General features: G+C 49.7%; 17 protein-coding genes. 11 read left to right on the top strand and 6 right to left on the bottom strand.

Annotated elements, in window-relative coordinates; genetic code table 11:
• Nucleotides 1-16: 16 nt before the first annotated feature.
• Both C3B51_RS09450 and radA read right to left on the bottom strand, forming a co-directional pair.
• Nucleotides 17-934, bottom strand: coding sequence for a hypothetical protein (locus C3B51_RS09450; RefSeq protein ID WP_130244889.1), 918 nt, complete (start codon nucleotides 932-934; stop codon nucleotides 17-19).
• 15 nt (nucleotides 935-949) lie between these two features.
• Nucleotides 950-2,320, bottom strand: coding sequence for a DNA repair protein RadA (gene radA, locus C3B51_RS09445; RefSeq protein ID WP_046006249.1), 1,371 nt, complete (start codon nucleotides 2,318-2,320; stop codon nucleotides 950-952).
• A 136-nt stretch (nucleotides 2,321-2,456) separates the two neighbouring features.
• On the opposite strand from radA, the gene C3B51_RS09440 reads away from it, so the two are divergent.
• A complete protein-coding gene (locus C3B51_RS09440) occupies nucleotides 2,457-4,961 on the top strand; it encodes a PilZ domain-containing protein (RefSeq protein WP_130244888.1) in 2,505 nt (834 codons plus the stop codon).
• A gap of 44 nt (nucleotides 4,962-5,005) precedes the next feature.
• On the opposite strand, the gene ampE is transcribed toward C3B51_RS09440, so the two are convergent.
• Together ampE and ampD are read right to left on the bottom strand one after the other, a co-directional pair.
• Nucleotides 5,006-5,890, bottom strand: a complete 885-nt coding sequence (gene ampE, locus C3B51_RS09435; RefSeq protein ID WP_130244887.1) for a beta-lactamase regulator AmpE — start codon at nucleotides 5,888-5,890, stop codon at nucleotides 5,006-5,008.
• A gap of 11 nt (nucleotides 5,891-5,901) precedes the next feature.
• Nucleotides 5,902-6,438, bottom strand: coding sequence for a 1,6-anhydro-N-acetylmuramyl-L-alanine amidase AmpD (gene ampD / locus C3B51_RS09430; protein ID WP_125717090.1), 537 nt, complete (start codon nucleotides 6,436-6,438; stop codon nucleotides 5,902-5,904).
• A gap of 189 nt (nucleotides 6,439-6,627) precedes the next feature.
• On the opposite strand from ampD, the gene nadC reads away from it, so the two are divergent.
• The 7 genes from nadC (at nucleotide 6,628) to yacG (ending at nucleotide 13,250) form a co-directional block, all read left to right on the top strand.
• Nucleotides 6,628-7,467 carry a carboxylating nicotinate-nucleotide diphosphorylase gene (gene nadC / locus C3B51_RS09425; RefSeq protein ID WP_125717089.1) on the top strand — a complete coding sequence of 280 codons (840 nt, stop codon included), beginning with the start codon at nucleotides 6,628-6,630 and terminating at the stop codon, nucleotides 7,465-7,467.
• 433 nt (nucleotides 7,468-7,900) lie between these two features.
• Entirely contained in the window at nucleotides 7,901-8,353 is a 453-nt protein-coding gene (locus C3B51_RS23890) for a pilin (RefSeq protein WP_130244886.1), read from the top strand.
• A gap of 55 nt (nucleotides 8,354-8,408) precedes the next feature.
• On the top strand, nucleotides 8,409-9,641 hold the full coding sequence (locus C3B51_RS09415) for a type II secretion system F family protein (RefSeq protein ID WP_046006255.1): 1,233 nt from the start codon (nucleotides 8,409-8,411) through the stop codon (nucleotides 9,639-9,641).
• A gap of 19 nt (nucleotides 9,642-9,660) precedes the next feature.
• Nucleotides 9,661-10,536: a prepilin peptidase gene (locus tag C3B51_RS09410; RefSeq protein WP_130244885.1), complete on the top strand. Its 876-nt coding sequence runs from the start codon at nucleotides 9,661-9,663 to the stop codon at nucleotides 10,534-10,536.
• A gap of 3 nt (nucleotides 10,537-10,539) precedes the next feature.
• Complete coding sequence (gene coaE, locus C3B51_RS09405; RefSeq protein WP_125717086.1) at nucleotides 10,540-11,151, top strand: dephospho-CoA kinase; 612 nt, start codon at nucleotides 10,540-10,542, stop codon at nucleotides 11,149-11,151.
• 108 nt (nucleotides 11,152-11,259) lie between these two features.
• Nucleotides 11,260-12,936, top strand: coding sequence for a type IV-A pilus assembly ATPase PilB (gene pilB / locus C3B51_RS09400; protein WP_130244884.1), 1,677 nt, complete (start codon nucleotides 11,260-11,262; stop codon nucleotides 12,934-12,936).
• 71 nt (nucleotides 12,937-13,007) lie between these two features.
• Entirely contained in the window at nucleotides 13,008-13,250 is a 243-nt protein-coding gene (gene yacG, locus C3B51_RS09395; RefSeq protein WP_125717084.1) for a DNA gyrase inhibitor YacG, read from the top strand.
• 44 nt (nucleotides 13,251-13,294) lie between these two features.
• On the opposite strand, the gene C3B51_RS09390 is transcribed toward yacG, so the two are convergent.
• Nucleotides 13,295-13,804 carry a Spy/CpxP family protein refolding chaperone gene (locus C3B51_RS09390; RefSeq protein WP_130244883.1) on the bottom strand — a complete coding sequence of 170 codons (510 nt, stop codon included), beginning with the start codon at nucleotides 13,802-13,804 and terminating at the stop codon, nucleotides 13,295-13,297.
• Between the two features lie 208 nt (nucleotides 13,805-14,012).
• Between C3B51_RS09390 and C3B51_RS09385 the strand changes: the two genes are divergently transcribed.
• From C3B51_RS09385 to C3B51_RS09375, 3 genes are read left to right on the top strand one after another with little or no spacing between them, the layout of a single operon-like run.
• The gene (locus C3B51_RS09385; protein ID WP_130244882.1) at nucleotides 14,013-14,699 is read left to right on the top strand and encodes a response regulator transcription factor; all 687 of its coding nucleotides are present in this window, start codon (nucleotides 14,013-14,015) and stop codon (nucleotides 14,697-14,699) included.
• A 31-nt stretch (nucleotides 14,700-14,730) separates the two neighbouring features.
• A complete protein-coding gene (locus C3B51_RS09380; protein ID WP_240701878.1) occupies nucleotides 14,731-16,080 on the top strand; it encodes an ATP-binding protein in 1,350 nt (449 codons plus the stop codon).
• Nucleotides 16,070-17,080 carry an alpha/beta fold hydrolase gene (locus tag C3B51_RS09375; protein WP_130244880.1) on the top strand — a complete coding sequence of 337 codons (1,011 nt, stop codon included), beginning with the start codon at nucleotides 16,070-16,072 and terminating at the stop codon, nucleotides 17,078-17,080. The genes C3B51_RS09380 and C3B51_RS09375 overlap by 11 nt, the downstream gene beginning before the upstream one ends.
• Here the strand turns inward: C3B51_RS09375 and C3B51_RS09370 are convergent.
• Entirely contained in the window at nucleotides 17,041-17,931 is an 891-nt protein-coding gene (locus C3B51_RS09370) for a cation diffusion facilitator family transporter (RefSeq protein ID WP_276319648.1), read from the bottom strand. The two genes, C3B51_RS09375 and C3B51_RS09370, sit on opposite strands and share 40 nt — an antisense overlap.
• Between the last annotated feature and the right edge of the window lie 60 nt (nucleotides 17,932-17,991).

The following is a 17,991-nucleotide window of genomic DNA, read 5'->3' as shown; positions in this document are numbered from 1 at the left end:
CGTTCCGTGGTTTCGATTAAGAACCCGTTACCTGCAAATTAAGAAATTTCTCCAACCCTTCGGGATCGGCTGCCAGTAACTGAACTTGCTGAGAAAAGGTGTTAAAGTCCATTGCCTCATCGACAGAAACATTCACCTCCAGGCCATTCAAGCCCTTTGCAAAATCACTGATCCCCTGCTTGACCTGCTCTGAAACCGGCACTTGCATAAGTTGCATAGCCAGCATTTGCTGAAACTGCTCTTTGGTCAACCCTTTGTTAGCAAGGAGCTCAGTTACCAGCGCATCCAGCTTGGACTGCCCGGCAATCGCAAAGGTTAGCTTCTGTGGCTGTAGCGTCTGTATCGCTGAAATCAGCTTGCTCTGCATCTGCAGCTCCTGCTCGAGTGTCAAAGCACCACCTTGCTGTTGCATCTCCATTGAGGTCGTCATCAACTCTGTGCTATTGCCCAGGTCAAAATCAAACTTCAGTCCTGCCACGCCAGCCGCATCAACTGATGATTTAAACTGGCTGTCGCCATTATCCGGGTTGTAACGTAAAGACGAGGTCAGCGCATAGCTGGTACCAGCCAGTGTGCCGGCCTGCTGCTCAAGCTCCGCAGCCAGCACCGGGCTCAGTGTGACATTGGTCAACTTGACCTCTGTAAATTCACTGATTTTGTCGGCTTCATAGCCCTGCAAGCTGAACTCACCAATGTTCAGTAACGTCTGCTGCTCAGTGGCTTCTTTGATCACCAGAGACTGAACTTTGACTGTGTTGGTAAACAAGTTATAAGATGAGCCTTGGTGCTCAATCAGCAGTTCAGATTGCTCCGCAAATTGCGCGATCTGCTGCTGCACCACCAATTCAGCCTGCTGATTTGCATAAAGATGTGCGCCAACAACAGCGGCTGACATGACACCACCTAACGCCAGCATGATCGTAGATTTTTTCATTTGTATAGATTCCCTTTAAAACAAGGCTTCGAGCGCATCACTGAGGCTGGCAACGGCGACCACTTCCATTCCCTCAATGGCGTCCTTGGGTTTATTCGCAATGGGTACGATAGCACGTTTGAAGCCATGTTTCGCGGCTTCACGCAGTCTTTCCTGACCACTGGGTACCGGCCGTATCTCTCCGCCCAGGCCCACTTCACCAAATACCACCATCTGACGCTCCAGCGCATGGTTTTTGAAGCTAGACACCAAAGCCGCGATTAACGCTAAGTCAGCACTGGTTTCAGAGACCTTGACGCCGCCGACCACATTCACAAACACATCCTGATCCGCCACCTGCAAACCACCATGACGGTGCAACACCGCAAGCAACATGGCCAAGCGGTTTTGCTCCAGACCAACAGTAACACGCCGTGGATTTGCCAACTGGGAGTAGTCCACCAGCGCCTGAACTTCCACCAGCAATGGCCGGGTGCCTTCCCAGATCACCATGACCAGAGAGCCTGGCGTTTGTTCTTCACCCCGGTTGAGGAAAATCGCCGAGGGGTTACTCACTTCTTTCAGGCCCTGCCCTGTCATGGCAAAAACCCCGAGCTCATTGACTGCGCCGAAACGGTTTTTGTTACCACGCAGGGTTCTGAAGCGGCTGTCGCTGCTGCCTTCGAGTAAGATAGAGCAGTCAATACAGTGCTCCAGTACCTTAGGCCCCGCCAGTGAGCCATCTTTGGTCACGTGGCCGACCATAATAATGGCGACCTGGTTTTGCTTAGCGAAACGAGTCAGGTAAGCCGCACTTTCACGCACCTGAGAAACGCTGCCGGGCGCAGACTGCACATCACTCATGTGCATAACCTGAATTGAATCTATAACCATAATGGCCGGCTTTTCGCGCAAAGCCAGCTGACAGATGCTTTCAACGTTTGTTTCGGCCAGGGTACGTAATTTGTTGGTTGGCAGGCCCAGGCGTTTCGCGCGCATCGCAACCTGTTGCAATGATTCCTCACCCGTCACATATAAAGTGGACATAGATTCGGCCAGCAAGCACATGGTCTGCAACAACAAGGTACTCTTACCGGCACCCGGCTCACCACCAATCAAAATGGCACTGCCCGGTACCACGCCGCCACCGAGTACACGGTCAAACTCTTTGAATCCAGTAGAAAATCTGGGCAGTGATTCGAGATTAACTTCGTCCAGCGTCTGGACTTTGGCTTCCACCACACCAGCATATCCGGCCATAGTGCCGCCACGCGGTGCGGCTTTAACAGAGGGGACTCTGAACTCAGTAATTGTATTCCAGGCTTTACATTCAGAACATTGCCCTTGCCATCGAGCAAATTCCGCTCCACAATCACTACAGACAAATGCGGTTTTCTTTTTTCCCATAAAAATCAAGGCATAGTTATTGCTTAAATTAAAACTCAATTAAGCTTAGTTTAAAAGTAAGCGTTAATACTGACATAAATTTGGCAAAGGCTGAAACAATAACCGGGTAAGATCTGCTGATTTAAAATGTGTACCTATGGCTGAAGATAAATTACAACAATACCAAGACTTAATAGATGAATTAAAGATTGATCTCGGCGATCCTAATTTTGACTTTATCTTCAAGCAAAAAACAGCGCAACTCAGTAAGCCTGATCAGTTTTTGCTGAAAATGGAAATGGCTCGGCTGTCTCAGCCCGTAGCGCGTTTTATCGATCTGCGTGGCCAGGTGTCTGGACAAGTAAAACCCTATGAATACGAAGGCAAGCAACACTTTATGGACGATGTTGCGATCCGGGTGTTTGAACAAGAGGTGGCCCGCTACGGCGGTTATACCTTAGCCGTTTACGAAGCGGTGATGAACACCGACAATAACTTTAAAGTAATGCAAAAACAGGCAGCCCAGCAGCAAGGCAAAGATACGCCTGCTCTGGATGTCTCCCAGGCCACCCAGTACATTCGTTTTGCCTCTTACGAAAGCCGCATAGAAGAGCGGATGAATTATTCTATCAAGATCACGGTGGAGTTCTCCAACCAGCGGCTTGCCGATGCCAGCACCTCAGACATCTCTCTCAGTGGCGCAAAAATAAAGCTGGCACCGAGCTATCATTTGCATAAAGGTGATCTCGTGTCACTGCGCCTGGTTGGTCTGGAGCAGGATTTTGAGCTTGGCCTGAAAAGCGGGATCCAGTATGAAGTGGTCGCGGTAGACCCCGTCTCAAATGAATACAACCATGTACGCCTGAAGCGCACTTTTGTAGAAAATAACAGTGGCTTTGATGAGTTCCTGCAAAGTTTTATTCATGGTAATAAGCGTCGCTATAAAATTAACCTGGATAACACAATGGATGCGGTCGTATGTAAGGGCTATGAGCAGTATTACCTGCCCCGCGTGAATTCGTTGTTCGTGTTTTTTAGTCAGGCTAAAACCATGCTCTATCCAAGCCTGGCACTGACCAATGAAAACAATGCGTACATTAACTATTACTTTGAGGATGAACGCAAAACCTCCTCTTTGTACAGCGTCTTTAACCAACAACGCCTGGATATGCTGTTGCAGCGTCCTGAGCCTGTCAAAGAAGCCTATTGTTACACATTTACCCATAGCAAAAATGGTAAGATTTATTTTTACTCGGCATTTGATTGGGAACTTAAAAAGTCGGTAGAGTTGCATCACCTGTTTATGGGGTTTGGCAGCCAAAAAGATAGCTGGCGGATCTTTAAGGTTCAGCTGATGCCAAGCCACCATGAAGATGCCTTTATTCCGCTGTCTTTGCCCTCCAGCGCTGGCAAAAATGTTGAGAAACTAAACAAACGTCCAACCCCTCGGGTTCAGGGGTTGATTGAGAACGTAAAATACCTGATGACGCTCAGCGATATTACCACCGAGCAGCAAACAGCGTATTATCAGGCGCTGCAATACGCAAAAGAGCAGGTTAACCTGATCAAGCAATTTGGTCATGGTAAGGCCAAAGTGCCCCCGCCACTGGAAGTCGTTGCACTTGAATACGTCAACCTGCGCTCGCACAAGCGCTATCTGTACAAGACTGCCGTGATCGTTGCCGCAGAGAATGGACAGGCGCTACATGGCCATACCCGGGATTTCTCGGTAATGGGCTTACAGGTAGCACTGGATGAACCAGCAACGCTGGAAAAAGGCGATATTGTGCATCTCGATCTGCCCGAGCTGCAAAAAATCACCAAACAACACAACCTGACTAAACTCAGGTATGAAGTGATGGCGGTCAACAAGGCAAAGACCATCATTAACCTGAAAGTGAATATTCTCAGCAATGTGCAACACACCGCCATTACTTTTTTCAAGATCCTGATTGAAAACAACAAGAATAAACTGCAACCCTGCGAGGAAGCACCCAGGATCCCAGGGTTGTCACATGCACTGCGCAACATGGTTACTAAGAGTATTTGTCAGTTCCCACTTTATCTTCACAAATCAGCAGCCCATTTTAAAATCGGTGCGATTGGCCAGGGGCTCTATCCCACTACGCTACACAAGATTTTACTCAGTGAAGTTATTCATCATAACCATCAAGAATATGTGCAACCTCATGGCTTGCTGCCAAGCGACTTTATTGGCGAATATCTAAGTGAACGACTGCGCAAACAATCACGCCAGGATAAGCCGTTGCAATACACGGTTTTCTTACGTTTTGATCCAAAGGCTAAAACGCTCAAAGAAGCAATTAAAAGTCAGTGTGTTGCAGCTGGGGAGTCGCTGGACCCACTGTTTTTATTCATCAAGCGGGCACTCAAGAAAGAGTTATTGTTTGTGTTTCACCTCTATATCTCCAAAACAGGTCGCCCGGATATGGATTACCTGGCCAACGAGCTGAGGTACGTCAGCCATTATGCGATACACAAGGCTAAGGGGCTTGAAGAGGCATTGTGGAATGTTGCAGGGGTGTGCGACATGATTGAGGTAACGGAGCAGTTGCTGTCCACATTAGATGTTGAAGACAATCAGCTGGCGGCCATGTTTGAGCGCAGGCGTGCCTGGCTGGCCACTCAGCCTGGTTCATGATCGCCTGACGGGCAAGCATTGCGAGCCCGTCAGACCTTGTTGAGTTAACTCAAACCACCAAACAAAGTGAGCAGTGCAGTCAACACCAGAAAAAACAGGATATTGCGTTTGACCAGGCGCATCATACAGGTCGCTTCATAGGTGCAGCCAAAAAATTGCTGCTCTATTTGCTCTGCCGCCAGCGCAATCTCACTCACCACTTGTCGGTTTGGCGTATCAAAATCCAGTAAATACTTTAACCAACACCCAGTTCCTTTCGTGAAGTTACCTATGATCAGATAACCAAAGCTGGCAACCCTGGCAGGTAACCAGTTAAGCCAAAACAGTAATTTCGTAAATCTTTGCGCGTGAGCCCCAAGTGAGCTGCGAAACAGACTCACCTGCGCTGGCAGGTCGTCTTCCTGACGCTCCGTCAGTGTTTCAACCAGGTAACGTACACTTGCATAAAGCACGGCACCCGGCGCCCCTAACACCACAAACCAGAACATCACGGCGCAATAATGCTGAAAATTTATCCATACCAGCGTTTGCCCGAACGTTTCACCATTGCGCTCGGTTTCGGTCCGCTCCTGACCCATTTGCAGCGCGTATAATGTGACTGCTTCTGAATCTCCCCGTGTCAGTGCGTTGAGATACCCTTTATACAAGCGACGATAACGGCCACAGCCAAAGCAAACCAGCAAGATCAACACATTGAGTATCAGCTGAAAGAGTACAAAATCTGAAAGATGATACACCAGCGCAACCAGCACTGTGGGTAGCACCAACCATATCATGACCCCAAGATCAGAACCAAAAACCCCTTTATCACTAAGTTGTTTTTTACTCCAGGCCAGGTACTTACCCAAATAAAAGTCAATCTGCCAATGTTCTGAACGGGCACCCAGGCGCTCGATCACTAAAGCTATTATGATAGAAATTAACATCATGTCCGTTACTCTTATCTTATCAATGCAAAATACTTGTTCCAATCGAACGCCACACCCGGATCGTGCTTGCGCCCGGGTGCAATATCACTGTGCCCAACAATACGCTCGGAATTCAATGCCGGGAATTGCTGCTGTAACCAGGTTGTGAGCTGAGCCAGCGCCTGATACTGGGCTTCAGTGTATGACGCTGTGTCTGTTCCTTCCAGCTCCACACCTATACTGAAGTCATTGCAGTTATCTTGTCCAGCAAACACAGACACCCCGGCATGCCAGGCGCGCTTATCGAACGGCACGTATTGGATGATGGCGCCGTCACGACGGATCAGGCAATGTGCTGACACCCTCACACCGCGCAGTGAATCAAAACTGGGGTGGGCCTGGCAATCCAGCGTGCCCATAAATAAATCGTCAATGTAGTGACCACCATACTCACCCGCAGGCAACGAAATACAGTGCACTACCAGTAAAGACACACAACACGCTGACGGTCGCTCATTGTAATGGGGAGAGCGTCGCTGCTGTGCGCCCGGATACCAATTTAACTGCATAAATAGAAACACTTAGCCAATCTCGCTGTGTTACTACCTTAGCAAGTTTGCCATACTTTCACTATGTTATTTTGACACCACTTTAGCAGATACCAAAACCGTTCGCTGCTGCCGACAATAAACGACATTGTCATTAACTGGCGTAACGCAGTAGAATTAGGTTATTGAATAGCAAAGCTAAGATTGCCCATGTTAAATGAACAGATCCCCCAGCTGGTTAAGCTGGCACTTGATGAAGACCTGAATAATCAAAGCGCTGCCGATGGTGACATTACTGCAGCCCTGATCCCCGCATCACAACAGGCAAAGGCCTACGTGATCACACGCGAAGCTTGTGTGTTTTGTGGTAAGGATCTGATCCTTGAGGTGTTTAGACAAGTTGACCCCAGTGTTCAGGTGAATGTCCTGGTAAATGACGGTGATATGCTGCAGCCAAACCAGCGTATTTTTGAAGCAACGGGAAATGCCCGGGCGATCCTCACCGCCGAGCGCACTGCCCTAAACTTTGTGCAAACTCTGTCGGGCACAGCCACTGCCACCGCGCATTCAGTTGCTGCACTTGCCGATACCAGCACACAACTGTTGGATACCCGCAAAACCATCCCGGGGCTACGCGCACTGCAGAAGTATGCCGTGACCTGTGGCGGCGGCAAAAACCACCGCATCGGTTTATTTGATGCCTTCCTGATCAAAGAGAATCATATTGCGGCCTGTGGTGGCATAGCCAAGGCGGTTGAGCAGGCTAGACAAAACCACCCGGACAAACCCGTAGAGGTTGAAGTTGAAAGCCTCGCAGAGCTGCAACAGGCGCTAGATGCCGGCGCAGATATCATTATGCTTGATAACTTTACCGTTGAAGACATTCAAATTGCCGTTAAACAAACTGCAGGTAGAGCTAAGCTGGAGGTCTCGGGTAATATGACCTTAGATAAACTGGCGACCTATGCGCAGGCGGGTGTTGATTACATTTCTAGCGGTGCGTTGACGAAACACCTGCAGAGTATAGACTTATCTATGCGCTTTGAGTAACAGGTGTAACGGCTTTGTAATAAAATACAAAACCAGCTCGTTGACAAGAATGAGAAAACACTTTTTAATACGAACAAAGAATTAGCACTCAAAAAGTGTGTGCTCTCATTAACGTGCCAGCGTATTGATTAACAGTAAATGTAACTTCGGCAGATGTGATGGCGGCCTCGTTAAGGCGGGCATCACCACAATTGTCATAGTAATGTCGTAGACTGATGGGTAACGGGGCGAGCTTTTCTCGGTAAATATGTTTTTCGATACATAAAAATACCGAGAACTACGCCAAAAGAATGATTACTCACTTTGATTTACAACAAATTTATTATAGGAATAAAGACCTATACTGGGTCTAGTTGCTTAGAGCACAAATTTAATAAACCCCTGGTGTGAGTGGTTGCTGGCATCGGGTCTAACATCCCTTAGGAGACACATCATGACGCAAAGACAACAGGGTGGTTTTACCCTTATCGAATTAATGATTGTAATCGCAATCATAGGTATTCTTGCTGCCGTTGCCCTGCCGGCATACCAGGATTACATCAACCGTGCTAAAGCCTCTGAGCTTATCGCAGCTGCCACTATGCCTAAAGCGTGTGCAACTGAAACAGCACAAATTGGCGGTAACCCAGCTGTCTGTGACGACGATTTTGAAGGCACTCAATATGTCACCACACTGGTAATCGACGCTGCTGGCCAGATAACAATTACAGGTACAGGCGATATGAATGGCTTGGTTGTAACACTGACACCGCAAACCACAGCTGGTGCAGATGCTGCAGACACAGACTTCACTGGTGGATTCCAAATTGCCAGCTGGAAGTGTAATGGCACTGCAACGGCTCCGGCTCAGTTAAGCTGGTTACCTGCAAGCTGTACAGCAAACTAATCAATAATGCTGAATTATTGCAGGAGGGCTTTGCTCTCTTGCAAGTAAGCTCCTTATGAATCAACCCGACAAAAACGCTGCCAAAGTCGATACCTTTATTTGGGTCGGCGTAAGCGCCCGTGGTAAACGCCTGCAAGGCGAGCTCACCGGCACCAGTGTCGCCCTGGTTAAAGCGCAATTGCGCAAACAAGGGATCACGCCCTCTAAAGTAAAGCGCAAACCTAAGCCGTTATTCGGGTTAAGCAGCACCCAAAAAATTACCCCTAAAGACATTGCCGTCGTCACCCGGCAGATTGCCACTATGCTGACCGCAGGGGTGGCATTAGTGCAGGCATTGGATATGATTGCGTCGGGGGCAAAGAACAAAAGCCTCAGTAAGCTTATCACCCACATTGCCGATGAAGTAAAAGCTGGTCAGCCACTGGCCAAGTCGCTGCGCAGCCATCCCAAATATTTCGATGAGCTATACTGCGATCTGGTTGAATCGGGCGAGCAATCAGGGGCGCTGGATCGGATCTTTGACCGGGTTGCCCTGTATAAAGAAAAAGCCGAAGCACTTAAGTCTAAAATTAAAAAGGCGATGTTTTACCCCATTGCAGTGCTTTCCGTTGCTTTGATCGTGACCTCCATCCTATTGATATTTGTTGTGCCCCAGTTTGAAGAAATTTTTACCGGCTTCGGAGCAGAACTGCCAGGCTTTACCCTGATGGTACTGGGTATTTCTGAATTTATGCAAGAATACTGGTGGTTATTCCTAATTGGTCTTGGCGGTGCCGGGTATGCGTACAAAGAAGCCCTGCAACGCAGCGCCGCAGTGCGCCATTTTAACGACCGCATGGTGCTACAGATCCCAGCCATTGGCGAAATACTCAAAAAAGCGGCCGTTGCCCGCTACGCCAGAACCTTATCAACCACCTTTGCAGCAGGCGTGCCTTTGGTCAATGCGCTTGAGTCCGCCGCCGGAGCTTCCGGAAATATCATCTACAAAAATGCCATCTTAGACATTAAAGGTGAAGTCAGCTCAGGTAATCAGATGAACTGGGCCATGCGTAATGCCAAGATCTTTCCCGATATGGTGGTTCAAATGGTGTCTATCGGAGAAGAGTCTGGCGCACTCGACAGCATGCTGGCAAAAGTGGCCAGTATTTATGAGCAGGAAGTAGATGATGCGGTCGATGGGCTGTCGTCATTACTCGAACCTATGATTATGGTGATCCTGGGCGTGCTGGTTGGCGGCTTGATTGTTGCTATGTATTTACCTATATTCCAGCTCGGCACCGTCATTTAACAATAACAAAGACTTTATTATGCAAGAAGTTTGGCACCTTATGGAGCAGCAAACCTGGTTTTGGCTGCTCACTGTCGCACTAACCAGCCTGTGTATCGGCAGCTTTTTAAACGTGGTGATCTACCGCCTGCCCGTGATGATGCAACGTAACTGGCAGGCCGAATGCCGGGTCATTCTGGAGCAGGCGCCCGAGCAAAGCGAACCCGCTACATTCAACCTGATGACACCGGGCTCAACCTGTCCCAAGTGCAACACAAAAATAAAACTTCAGCACAATATTCCGCTACTCAGCTGGATATTCCTGGGGGGCAAATGCGCTTACTGCCAAACCCCCATTGCAAAACGTTATCCGCTGGTTGAGCTACTGACCGGCGCAGCGTCGCTCTGGCTGGCCTGGCACTTTTCCGCTACCCCACAGGCTTTGGTGTATTTGCTGGTGACCTGGGTACTGATAGCCCTGATCTTTATCGATATTGACCACATGCTGCTGCCCGATCAGCTCACTTTGCCCTTGCTCTGGTTTACCCTGCTGGCCGCCGTCGCGGGCATCACCATTCCTCCCGCCGAAGCCATCACAGGCGCAGCTGTGGGTTATCTGAGTCTGTGGAGCATTTACTGGGCGTTTAAGCTACTCACAGGTAAAGAAGGTATGGGCTTTGGCGACTTTAAACTGCTGGCAGTCTTTGGCGCGCTGATGGGCTGGCAGTCACTGCTCATTATTGTTTTGTTATCCAGCGTGGTTGGCGCCGTCATTGGTGCAACTCAACTGGCCGTGCAAGGCAAAGACAAAGCGACTCCAATCCCCTTTGGCCCTTACCTGGCCATTGCCGGATGGCTGACACTGTTATATGGTGAGCAGCTAAGTCGCTGGTATCTTTCGTTGTTAGGAGCATAACCCATGGCCAACTGGATCTTAGGCTTAACCGGCGGGATCGGTGCCGGTAAAACCACTGTATCTGACTACCTCAGCCAAAAAGGGATCTGCGTTGTGGATGCCGATGTAGTGGCAAGAGAGGTAGTCGAACCAGGCAGCCAAGGGCTGGAAGCCATTGTGGCCCATTTCGGTAAGCACATCCTCACAGAGGAAGGCATGCTGGACCGCCAGGCGCTGCGTGCAATCATCTTTGCCGACGAAGATGAAAAAAACTGGCTGAACAGCTTGCTCCATCCGATGATCCGCACTCAGCTGCTGGCACAATTGGCGCACGCTGACAGCGATTATGTGATTTTATCGGCGCCTTTGCTGTTTGAGAATACGCTGGATAAATACTGCGATAAAACCCTGCTCGTCGATGTGCCTGTGGAGGTGCAGATAGCGCGCACCTGCGCGCGAGACAATGCCCACCAGCAGCAAGTTGAGCAGATCATTGCAGCGCAAATGAGCAGAGCCGATAAACGCGCAAAAGCCGACTTTATTCTCGACAACAACCAACCGCTTGAAGCGATGCAAGCACAACTTACCGCCTTACATAAAAGCTTTTTACAGCTTGCAGAGGCCAATCATGCATGATGAGTGGAGCACCCGCTCACATCCAGCCCGGTTTGCCGTTAATTCGCTACCCGGATCACCGTATTTTTTGCTACATTTAGTGTAACTCGTTGAAGTCTTAAGAGCATTATGGAACATCACTCGCCATTACTGAGAAAGTTTATTACCCTTGGCAAACTCACTGCTGAGCAGGTCAAAGCCAAACAAGCCGATGCCCACTCAACGGCAGAGCTCATTTGTCTGTGTAGTGGCATGAGCAGTCAGGAGATGGCCGAGCAGTGCCTTGATTTGTTCAGGGTGCCCTATTTTGATCTGAGCGGCTTTGACATTACTCAGGTTCCTAAAGAGCTGGTCAAAGAAAAGCTCATTCGCCAGCACCATTTGCTGCCGCTGGTGAAAAAGGATCGAAAACTCTTTATTGCGACCTCAGATCCCACCGATTACGGGGCCTTCGAGAACTTTGAATTCAGCACCGGTTTGCAATGTGAGGTTGTGGTTGTTGACTACAAACTGCTCGACCACAAAATTGACCAACTGTTTGACGATAACAGCAGCCTCAGCCTGAGTGAGGATGAATTTAAAGAGTTCGCCAGCCTGGATGTCGAGGACGAACCCAAAGCACAAAACAACGATGAAGAAAAAGACGATGCCCCTATCATCGTTTATATCAATAAGATCCTCATGGATGCGATCAAAAAGGGCGCATCGGATCTGCACTTTGAACCCTATGAAAAGAAGTACCGGGTGCGCTTTCGTATCGACGGTTTGCTGCATGAAATGGCCAGTCCGCCTCATGCTCTCTCCAGCCGCCTGTCAGCCCGTATCAAGGTGATGTCTCACCTGGATATCGCGGAAAAACGCAAGCCACAGGATGGCCGTATCAAGCTGAAAATCTCCGAGCGCAAGAGCATAGACTTTCGTGTCAGTACCCTGCCAACCATGTGGGGTGAGAAAATCGTGATGCGGATCTTAGATTCATCCGCCGCCAAGCTGGGCATTGAAGCGCTCGGTTATGAAGCGGATCAGAAGAGCATGTATCTAAATGCCCTTGAGCAGCCACAGGGGATGATCCTGGTCACCGGCCCAACGGGCTCGGGTAAAACGGTGTCGCTTTATACCGGCCTGAATATCCTCAATAAGCCAGAGCGTAACATCAGTACTGCGGAAGATCCGGTGGAGATCAATCTCGAAGGTATTAATCAGGTACAGATCAACACCAAAGCAGATATGACCTTTGCCAATGCATTGCGGGCATTCCTGCGTCAGGACCCCGATGTCGTCATGGTTGGTGAGATCCGTGACCTGGAAACCGCAGAAATCGCCATCAAGGCTGCCCAAACAGGCCACCTGGTGATGAGTACCCTGCACACCAACTCAGCCTCAGAAACCCTCACTCGCTTGCTCAACATGGGTGTACCAGCCTATAACGTGGCCAGCTCAGTCAGCCTGATCATCGCTCAGCGACTGGCTCGCCGTTTATGCCCCAAGTGCAAAGAGCCAGAGCAATTACCCACCGAAGAGCTGCAACGCCAGGGCTTTACTGCTGAGCAGATTCAGAATATGACCCTCTATGCTCCCAAAGGATGCGATCATTGTACCGATGGTTACAAGGGCCGGGTCGGTATTTATGAAGTGATGAAGATCACACCAGAAATCTCACATGCCATTATGGAAGGCGGTAACTCACTGGAAATTGCCGAGCTTGCCGCGAGCCAGGGTTTTGCGAATCTGCGTCAGTCAGGGTTGAAAAAAGCATCCGATGGGATCACCTCTCTGGCTGAGATTAACCGGGTAACCAGTTACTAATTAGTCTGCGACCCGTGACGGCCAGGCGACCACACAGTACAATAGAGAAAATGAGTTATGCTGAGGTGCTTATGCCTGTTTCTGTAAAATGTCCTACTTGCCAGGCTGCCGTGGTCTGGTCGGCGCAAAGCCCACATCGTCCCTTTTGCTCTAAACGTTGCCAGCTTATAGATTTAGGTGAGTGGTCTGAAGAGAACAATAAAATCTCAACGCCACTCAACAGTGCCGATCTGTCGCCGGAAGCTGCCAGAGATATGGTGGAAGATCTGGAAGCAATGCTGGCCAAAAACGACGATAATTTCTTTAAAGAATAAGCCCTGCCCGGTAGTCATCCGGGCAGTTTACCTTTTCATAATCGTTACGAGGACTGGTGTTGATGGTGCTTTTTGGCCATGCGCTTGTGACGCAGTTGCTTGAGTTTAGCGCGCTGCTCTTCAGTTAAAATATGATACACCTTGTGCTGTGTTTCCAGCCGGATAAGCATCATCTCACGCTTTTGTGGCTGAAATTGCTCCAGTAACAATTGTGCCTGCGCTTTGTCGAATTGTTCGTCCTCAATCAGTGACTTAAACGCTTCATGGTGCTCACCTTTGTCTTTGTCACCACGCAAGCTTTTCACCTGCTCGCGCTGCGCGTCAAAAAGATTTTTTAATTCATCCTGCTGGCTTTGAGTCAAACCCAGGTGCTTTACCGCACGCTTTGACAGCAGTATGTGACCCAGGCTTTTCATCGGCTTCTCGCTCATTGCTCTGGGCTGTGTCTCATTGACGTCGGTATCAGCCAGTGCAGCACCACTGCCGGCCAGCACTGAGGCCATTAACAGTGCTTTAAGTGTATAACGGATTTTGGTTTTGGTCTGTGTATTCATAATAGCGTCTCCTGTTAAGCTGGATACCACTTTAGCAACGCCAGAGCAAAGCAACGTCAAGGCTGTGTAAAGTTTTGTCAAGTGCTGTTTCAGCTCCCACACATTCGCAAATCCGCCTTAATCTATTAAGCGTAAAGAAGTGTAAAGTCAGTCACCTTACTTCTATAGTAAGGTAAGATAAGCACAGGAACAGAAACTGAGTAACAGTATGAGCGCGAATGTACTGATAATTGACGATGACCGGGGCCTGTGTGAACTCTTGCAGGAGTATCTGCAAAACGAAGGATGCGATGTTTATACCGCTCATACCGGCACAGAGGGGCTGGATACAGCACTAACCAGAGAGTTTGATGTGATCCTGCTTGATGTCATGCTGCCCCAGCTGGACGGCTTTGAAGTGCTTAAAGCATTACGCGCAAAAAAAATGACGCCGGTGATCATGCTGACGGCCAAAGGCGATGATTTCGATCGTATTTTCGGTCTGGAGCTGGGCGCAGATGACTACATCCCCAAACCCTTTAACCACAGAGAGCTGCTGGCACGGATCAAAGCCATCACCCGGCGCGTCGCACATCTGCTGCACAATACAGTGGCACCCAGTTTCAAATATCAGGATCTGGAGTTGGACCTGGCGTCACGTACAGCCAGTATAAAAGGCACGCCACTGCCATTAACTGGCACGGAATACGAAATGCTGCATCAGCTGATTAAATCAGCCGGTCAGCCAGTGACTAAACAAACTCTGTCACACACTGTACTTGGCCGCCCTTTAGCACCCTACGACAGATCGGTTGATATGCATGTCAGCAATGTCAGAAAGAAAATCGCGCAGCATAGTTCGCATACCTATATCAAAACCTTACGTGGCTCAGGCTATATTTTCCTAAAGGCATAGAATGAGGAAGTACTTACTAATAAAAGTATTCATGTGGTTTTGGGGAACGATTGCCGCCACTTTAGTGCTGCTGATGAGTGTCAGCCTGTTGCAACCCAAGCTATTAGAAACTCGCCAGCTAAGTCCGGCGATGCTCAAGAATCTGCATCATCTGCAACGTACTCTGGAACGCCGCGCTGACAACCGCCCAGGTCAGCCACTTACAAACTTACTGCCCGGTCGTAACCGTAGCCACGGGCCAAAAATTTACTTACGCCACAGCGACGAATTGAAAAGTGTGCTGGGTCACCCAGCCTTGCAGGAGTGGGATTTGTCACTTCTGAACTTTACTGTTAATGCGCCCCCGCAAGTTGTTGACACGGAGCAATACCGGGCGTTTGGCCCGCTGGATATTCGGCTGCAGGGCGAATCGTATCAGCTTTTTCAGCTGATGGATCACCGCGATCCCCGGGTGCTAACAAAGATCAGATTACTACCGACATGGGTGAAGATACTGATCCTACTCCTCGCCAGCTTTGGCTTTAGCCTGTGGTTTACCCGTGGCCTGCTCAAGCCAGTCAGGCAGTTACAACAAGCCGCTGCGGCACTGGCACAGGGAAAACTGGATACGCGCGCAAACATCAGCACCTCACGCCAGGACGAGTTGGGGCAGCTGGGCAAAGACTTTGACCTGATGGCCAGCCACCTCGAGGCACATGTTACACAACAAAAGCGCCTGCTGGCAGATATCTCTCATGAGCTCAGATCGCCGCTCACGCGCCTGCAGATGGCAAATGGGATTGCCAGTGATAAAGCACCTGAGCCACTTATGCCCTATCTGCAAAGAGTTGAGAAAGAGGCACATCTGCTTGAACATATGCTGAGTGATATCCTGCAATTATCGCGACTGGAATCTCAGCAGCAGCAATTGAGCCTGCATGCTATATCACTGGCTGAATTGCTGGACCCCATTCTTGACGATGCCAGCTTTGAGAGCCAGCAACTGGGCAAAGAGGTGAGCTGGGAAACATTACCAGAGCTCACCCTGACGGTGGATGACATGCTACTTGGTCGCGCGTTTGAGAACATATTGCGAAACGCCATAAAGTACGCAAGCAAACGAGTTACGCTGAATGCGCAGTGTGATAACAACCGGCTGAGCGTAACAATTTGTGATGACGGGCCGGGAGTCAGCGACGCCATGCTGGAAAAACTCTGCATTCCTTTTTTCAGAGCCTCAGAGTCACGCACACCAGAGGGCATTGCGGGCTCAGGCGGATTTGGCCTGGGACTGGCAATTGCGCAACATGCCATAAAAGTGCATCATGGTCGTATTCAGTTTAGTAATCACGATGGTCTGCGTGTCACCGTAGAGCTGCCAATAGACAAGCATGTTTTATAGCGAAAGTAAGCACTTATCCGATAATCTGGCGCAAATAGAAGCGCACTGGCAAGCGTGCCAGAAAGGCACCTTTGACAGCCTTATCGGGCCGCTTTTTTATGCCTGCCATATACCCGAGCACGCCCGATTTGCCGTCATACTGGTCAACGGCCGGATAGAATCGGCACATAAGTATCAGGAGTTGATCTGGGAGTTTAGCCGCAATCAGGTTGCCGTTTTTACCTATGACCATCCTGGTCAGGGTCTGTCTGGCCGTTTTCTTGACAACCTGCACATTGGCTATATTGAACGTTTTGCGCAATATGGTGATTGTCTTGATGCTTTCATCAATCAGGTCGTCTTACCTCAGTGGCACGGACAGAGCGTGATTCTGGCCCACTCTATGGGCGGCGCTATCACCTGCGATTATCTCACACGTTACAGTAGCCCCGTCGTTGGTACCTTTCTCAGCGCGCCTATGTTTGCGATTAACACAGCGCCCTACCCGGCCTGGCTTGCTCAGGGGATTGCCACAACAGCCTGTGCGCTGGGGCTGGGACAAGGTTACGCCGTCGGTCAGGCAGACTACTTGCCCAAAGCTTTTGCAGACAATGAACTGACGCAGTGCGAGGTGCGCTATTCGTTATTCAGGCAGTTATATCAGCAGTATCCTGGCTTACAGCTGGGCGGGGTGAGTTTTCGCTGGTTGCAGCAGGCGCTGCAATTTACACAGAGCATGGCACGGCAACGCATTGATCTGCCTGTAAGCATCGCCAGCGCACAACATGACAGCATTGTTTGCCCTGCCGCCCATGCGCATTTTGCGGCCAACAATACCAGCTGCCAGTTACACCATTACCCAGGTAAACACGAGCTATTGTGTGAGGTGGACCCAATCAGACGGGCTGTACTGAAGCAGTTTTATACGTTTGCCCACCAGCTCATCAAACAGGGACCCGCAACAGCCCCCTCTATGTCTGACTATGTGGCCGGTGATACCGCCAGTGACACGGGATCCTGATGGATCAGAATGTCCATTTCCGATTCAAACGCCGCTTTAATATGGGCCACCACTTCATCGCTGATCTGATGTGCGCGGGCTAGCGGAATATGGTCGTCCAGCTCCAGGTGCAATTGTACAAACTTCACTTTGCCACTTTGCCTGGTTCTCAAATCGTGCACCCCATAAACCTCATCATGGCTGGACGCCAGCAGAATAATCTCAGTTTTTTCTTCATCGGGTAGCTCTTTGTCCATCAGGTGATCTGCGCTCTCCCGGGCGATTTCCCAGCAGTTATAGAGCAAGTAGGCCGCAACCCCTATGGCAAACAAAGCGTCTGCATGCTGCACCTGCCAGTGACTCAGCAATAAGGCCGTCAGCACTGCCAGGTTAAGGAGAATATCCCCTTTATAATGTAAGGAGTCGGCTTTAATAGCGATTGACTGAGTACGCTTTACAACCTGATGCTGTACCACGACCACCGCAAATGTACAGACGACGGCAAACAGACTGACCCAGACCCCCAGCAGGCTGTGCTGAATGGTTACCGGGTTAAATAAGCGCTCGATACCATGAAAGGTCAAAAGACAGGCAGAGCCCGCAATAAACGCAGCCTGCCCGAGTCCAGCCAGAGCCTCAGCTTTACCGTGGCCGAAGCGATGATCGTCATCAGCGGGGCGAAGCGCATAGCTCAGCACCAAAAAGCTCATCATAGATGCACTGACATCAAGCAGAGAGTCAGTGAGCGATCCCAGCATCGCCGCGCTGCCGGACGCCAGCCACGCCCAGGCCTTGGCCGCTATCATCAGCGCCGCCATGACCAGTGTAAAGATACTGGAAAATCGAACTAAAAAGTCATAATTATGGGTCACCTATTACCTCAACAACCTCGTTAAACTCCGGGTTAGGCTTATCTTATAGTGTAAGTCATG

Source organism: Pseudoalteromonas rubra, assembly GCF_004212645.1.
Lineage (GTDB): Bacteria > Pseudomonadota > Gammaproteobacteria > Enterobacterales > Alteromonadaceae > Pseudoalteromonas > Pseudoalteromonas rubra_G.
Note: the sequence above shows the minus strand (reverse complement) of the source record. Positions and strands in the feature narration are given on the sequence as shown.

Coding starts and splice junctions, on each gene's coding strand:
- yacG (WP_125717084.1), top strand. CDS start 13,008: ATGCCTGTTTCTGTAAAATGTCCTACTTGCCAGGCTGCCGTGGTCTGG.
- C3B51_RS09415 (WP_046006255.1), top strand. CDS start 8,409: ATGAATCAACCCGACAAAAACGCTGCCAAAGTCGATACCTTTATTTGG.
- C3B51_RS09450 (WP_130244889.1), bottom strand. CDS start 934: ATGAAAAAATCTACGATCATGCTGGCGTTAGGTGGTGTCATGTCAGCC.
- radA (WP_046006249.1), bottom strand. CDS start 2,320: ATGGGAAAAAAGAAAACCGCATTTGTCTGTAGTGATTGTGGAGCGGAA.
- C3B51_RS09390 (WP_130244883.1), bottom strand. CDS start 13,804: ATGAATACACAGACCAAAACCAAAATCCGTTATACACTTAAAGCACTG.
- ampE (WP_130244887.1), bottom strand. CDS start 5,890: ATGATGTTAATTTCTATCATAATAGCTTTAGTGATCGAGCGCCTGGGT.
- C3B51_RS09380 (WP_240701878.1), top strand. CDS start 14,731: ATGTGGTTTTGGGGAACGATTGCCGCCACTTTAGTGCTGCTGATGAGT.
- C3B51_RS09410 (WP_130244885.1), top strand. CDS start 9,661: ATGCAAGAAGTTTGGCACCTTATGGAGCAGCAAACCTGGTTTTGGCTG.
- ampD (WP_125717090.1), bottom strand. CDS start 6,438: ATGCAGTTAAATTGGTATCCGGGCGCACAGCAGCGACGCTCTCCCCAT.
- nadC (WP_125717089.1), top strand. CDS start 6,628: ATGTTAAATGAACAGATCCCCCAGCTGGTTAAGCTGGCACTTGATGAA.
- C3B51_RS09440 (WP_130244888.1), top strand. CDS start 2,457: ATGGCTGAAGATAAATTACAACAATACCAAGACTTAATAGATGAATTA.
- pilB (WP_130244884.1), top strand. CDS start 11,260: ATGGAACATCACTCGCCATTACTGAGAAAGTTTATTACCCTTGGCAAA.
- C3B51_RS09375 (WP_130244880.1), top strand. CDS start 16,070: ATGTTTTATAGCGAAAGTAAGCACTTATCCGATAATCTGGCGCAAATA.
- coaE (WP_125717086.1), top strand. CDS start 10,540: ATGGCCAACTGGATCTTAGGCTTAACCGGCGGGATCGGTGCCGGTAAA.
- C3B51_RS23890 (WP_130244886.1), top strand. CDS start 7,901: ATGACGCAAAGACAACAGGGTGGTTTTACCCTTATCGAATTAATGATT.
- C3B51_RS09385 (WP_130244882.1), top strand. CDS start 14,013: ATGAGCGCGAATGTACTGATAATTGACGATGACCGGGGCCTGTGTGAA.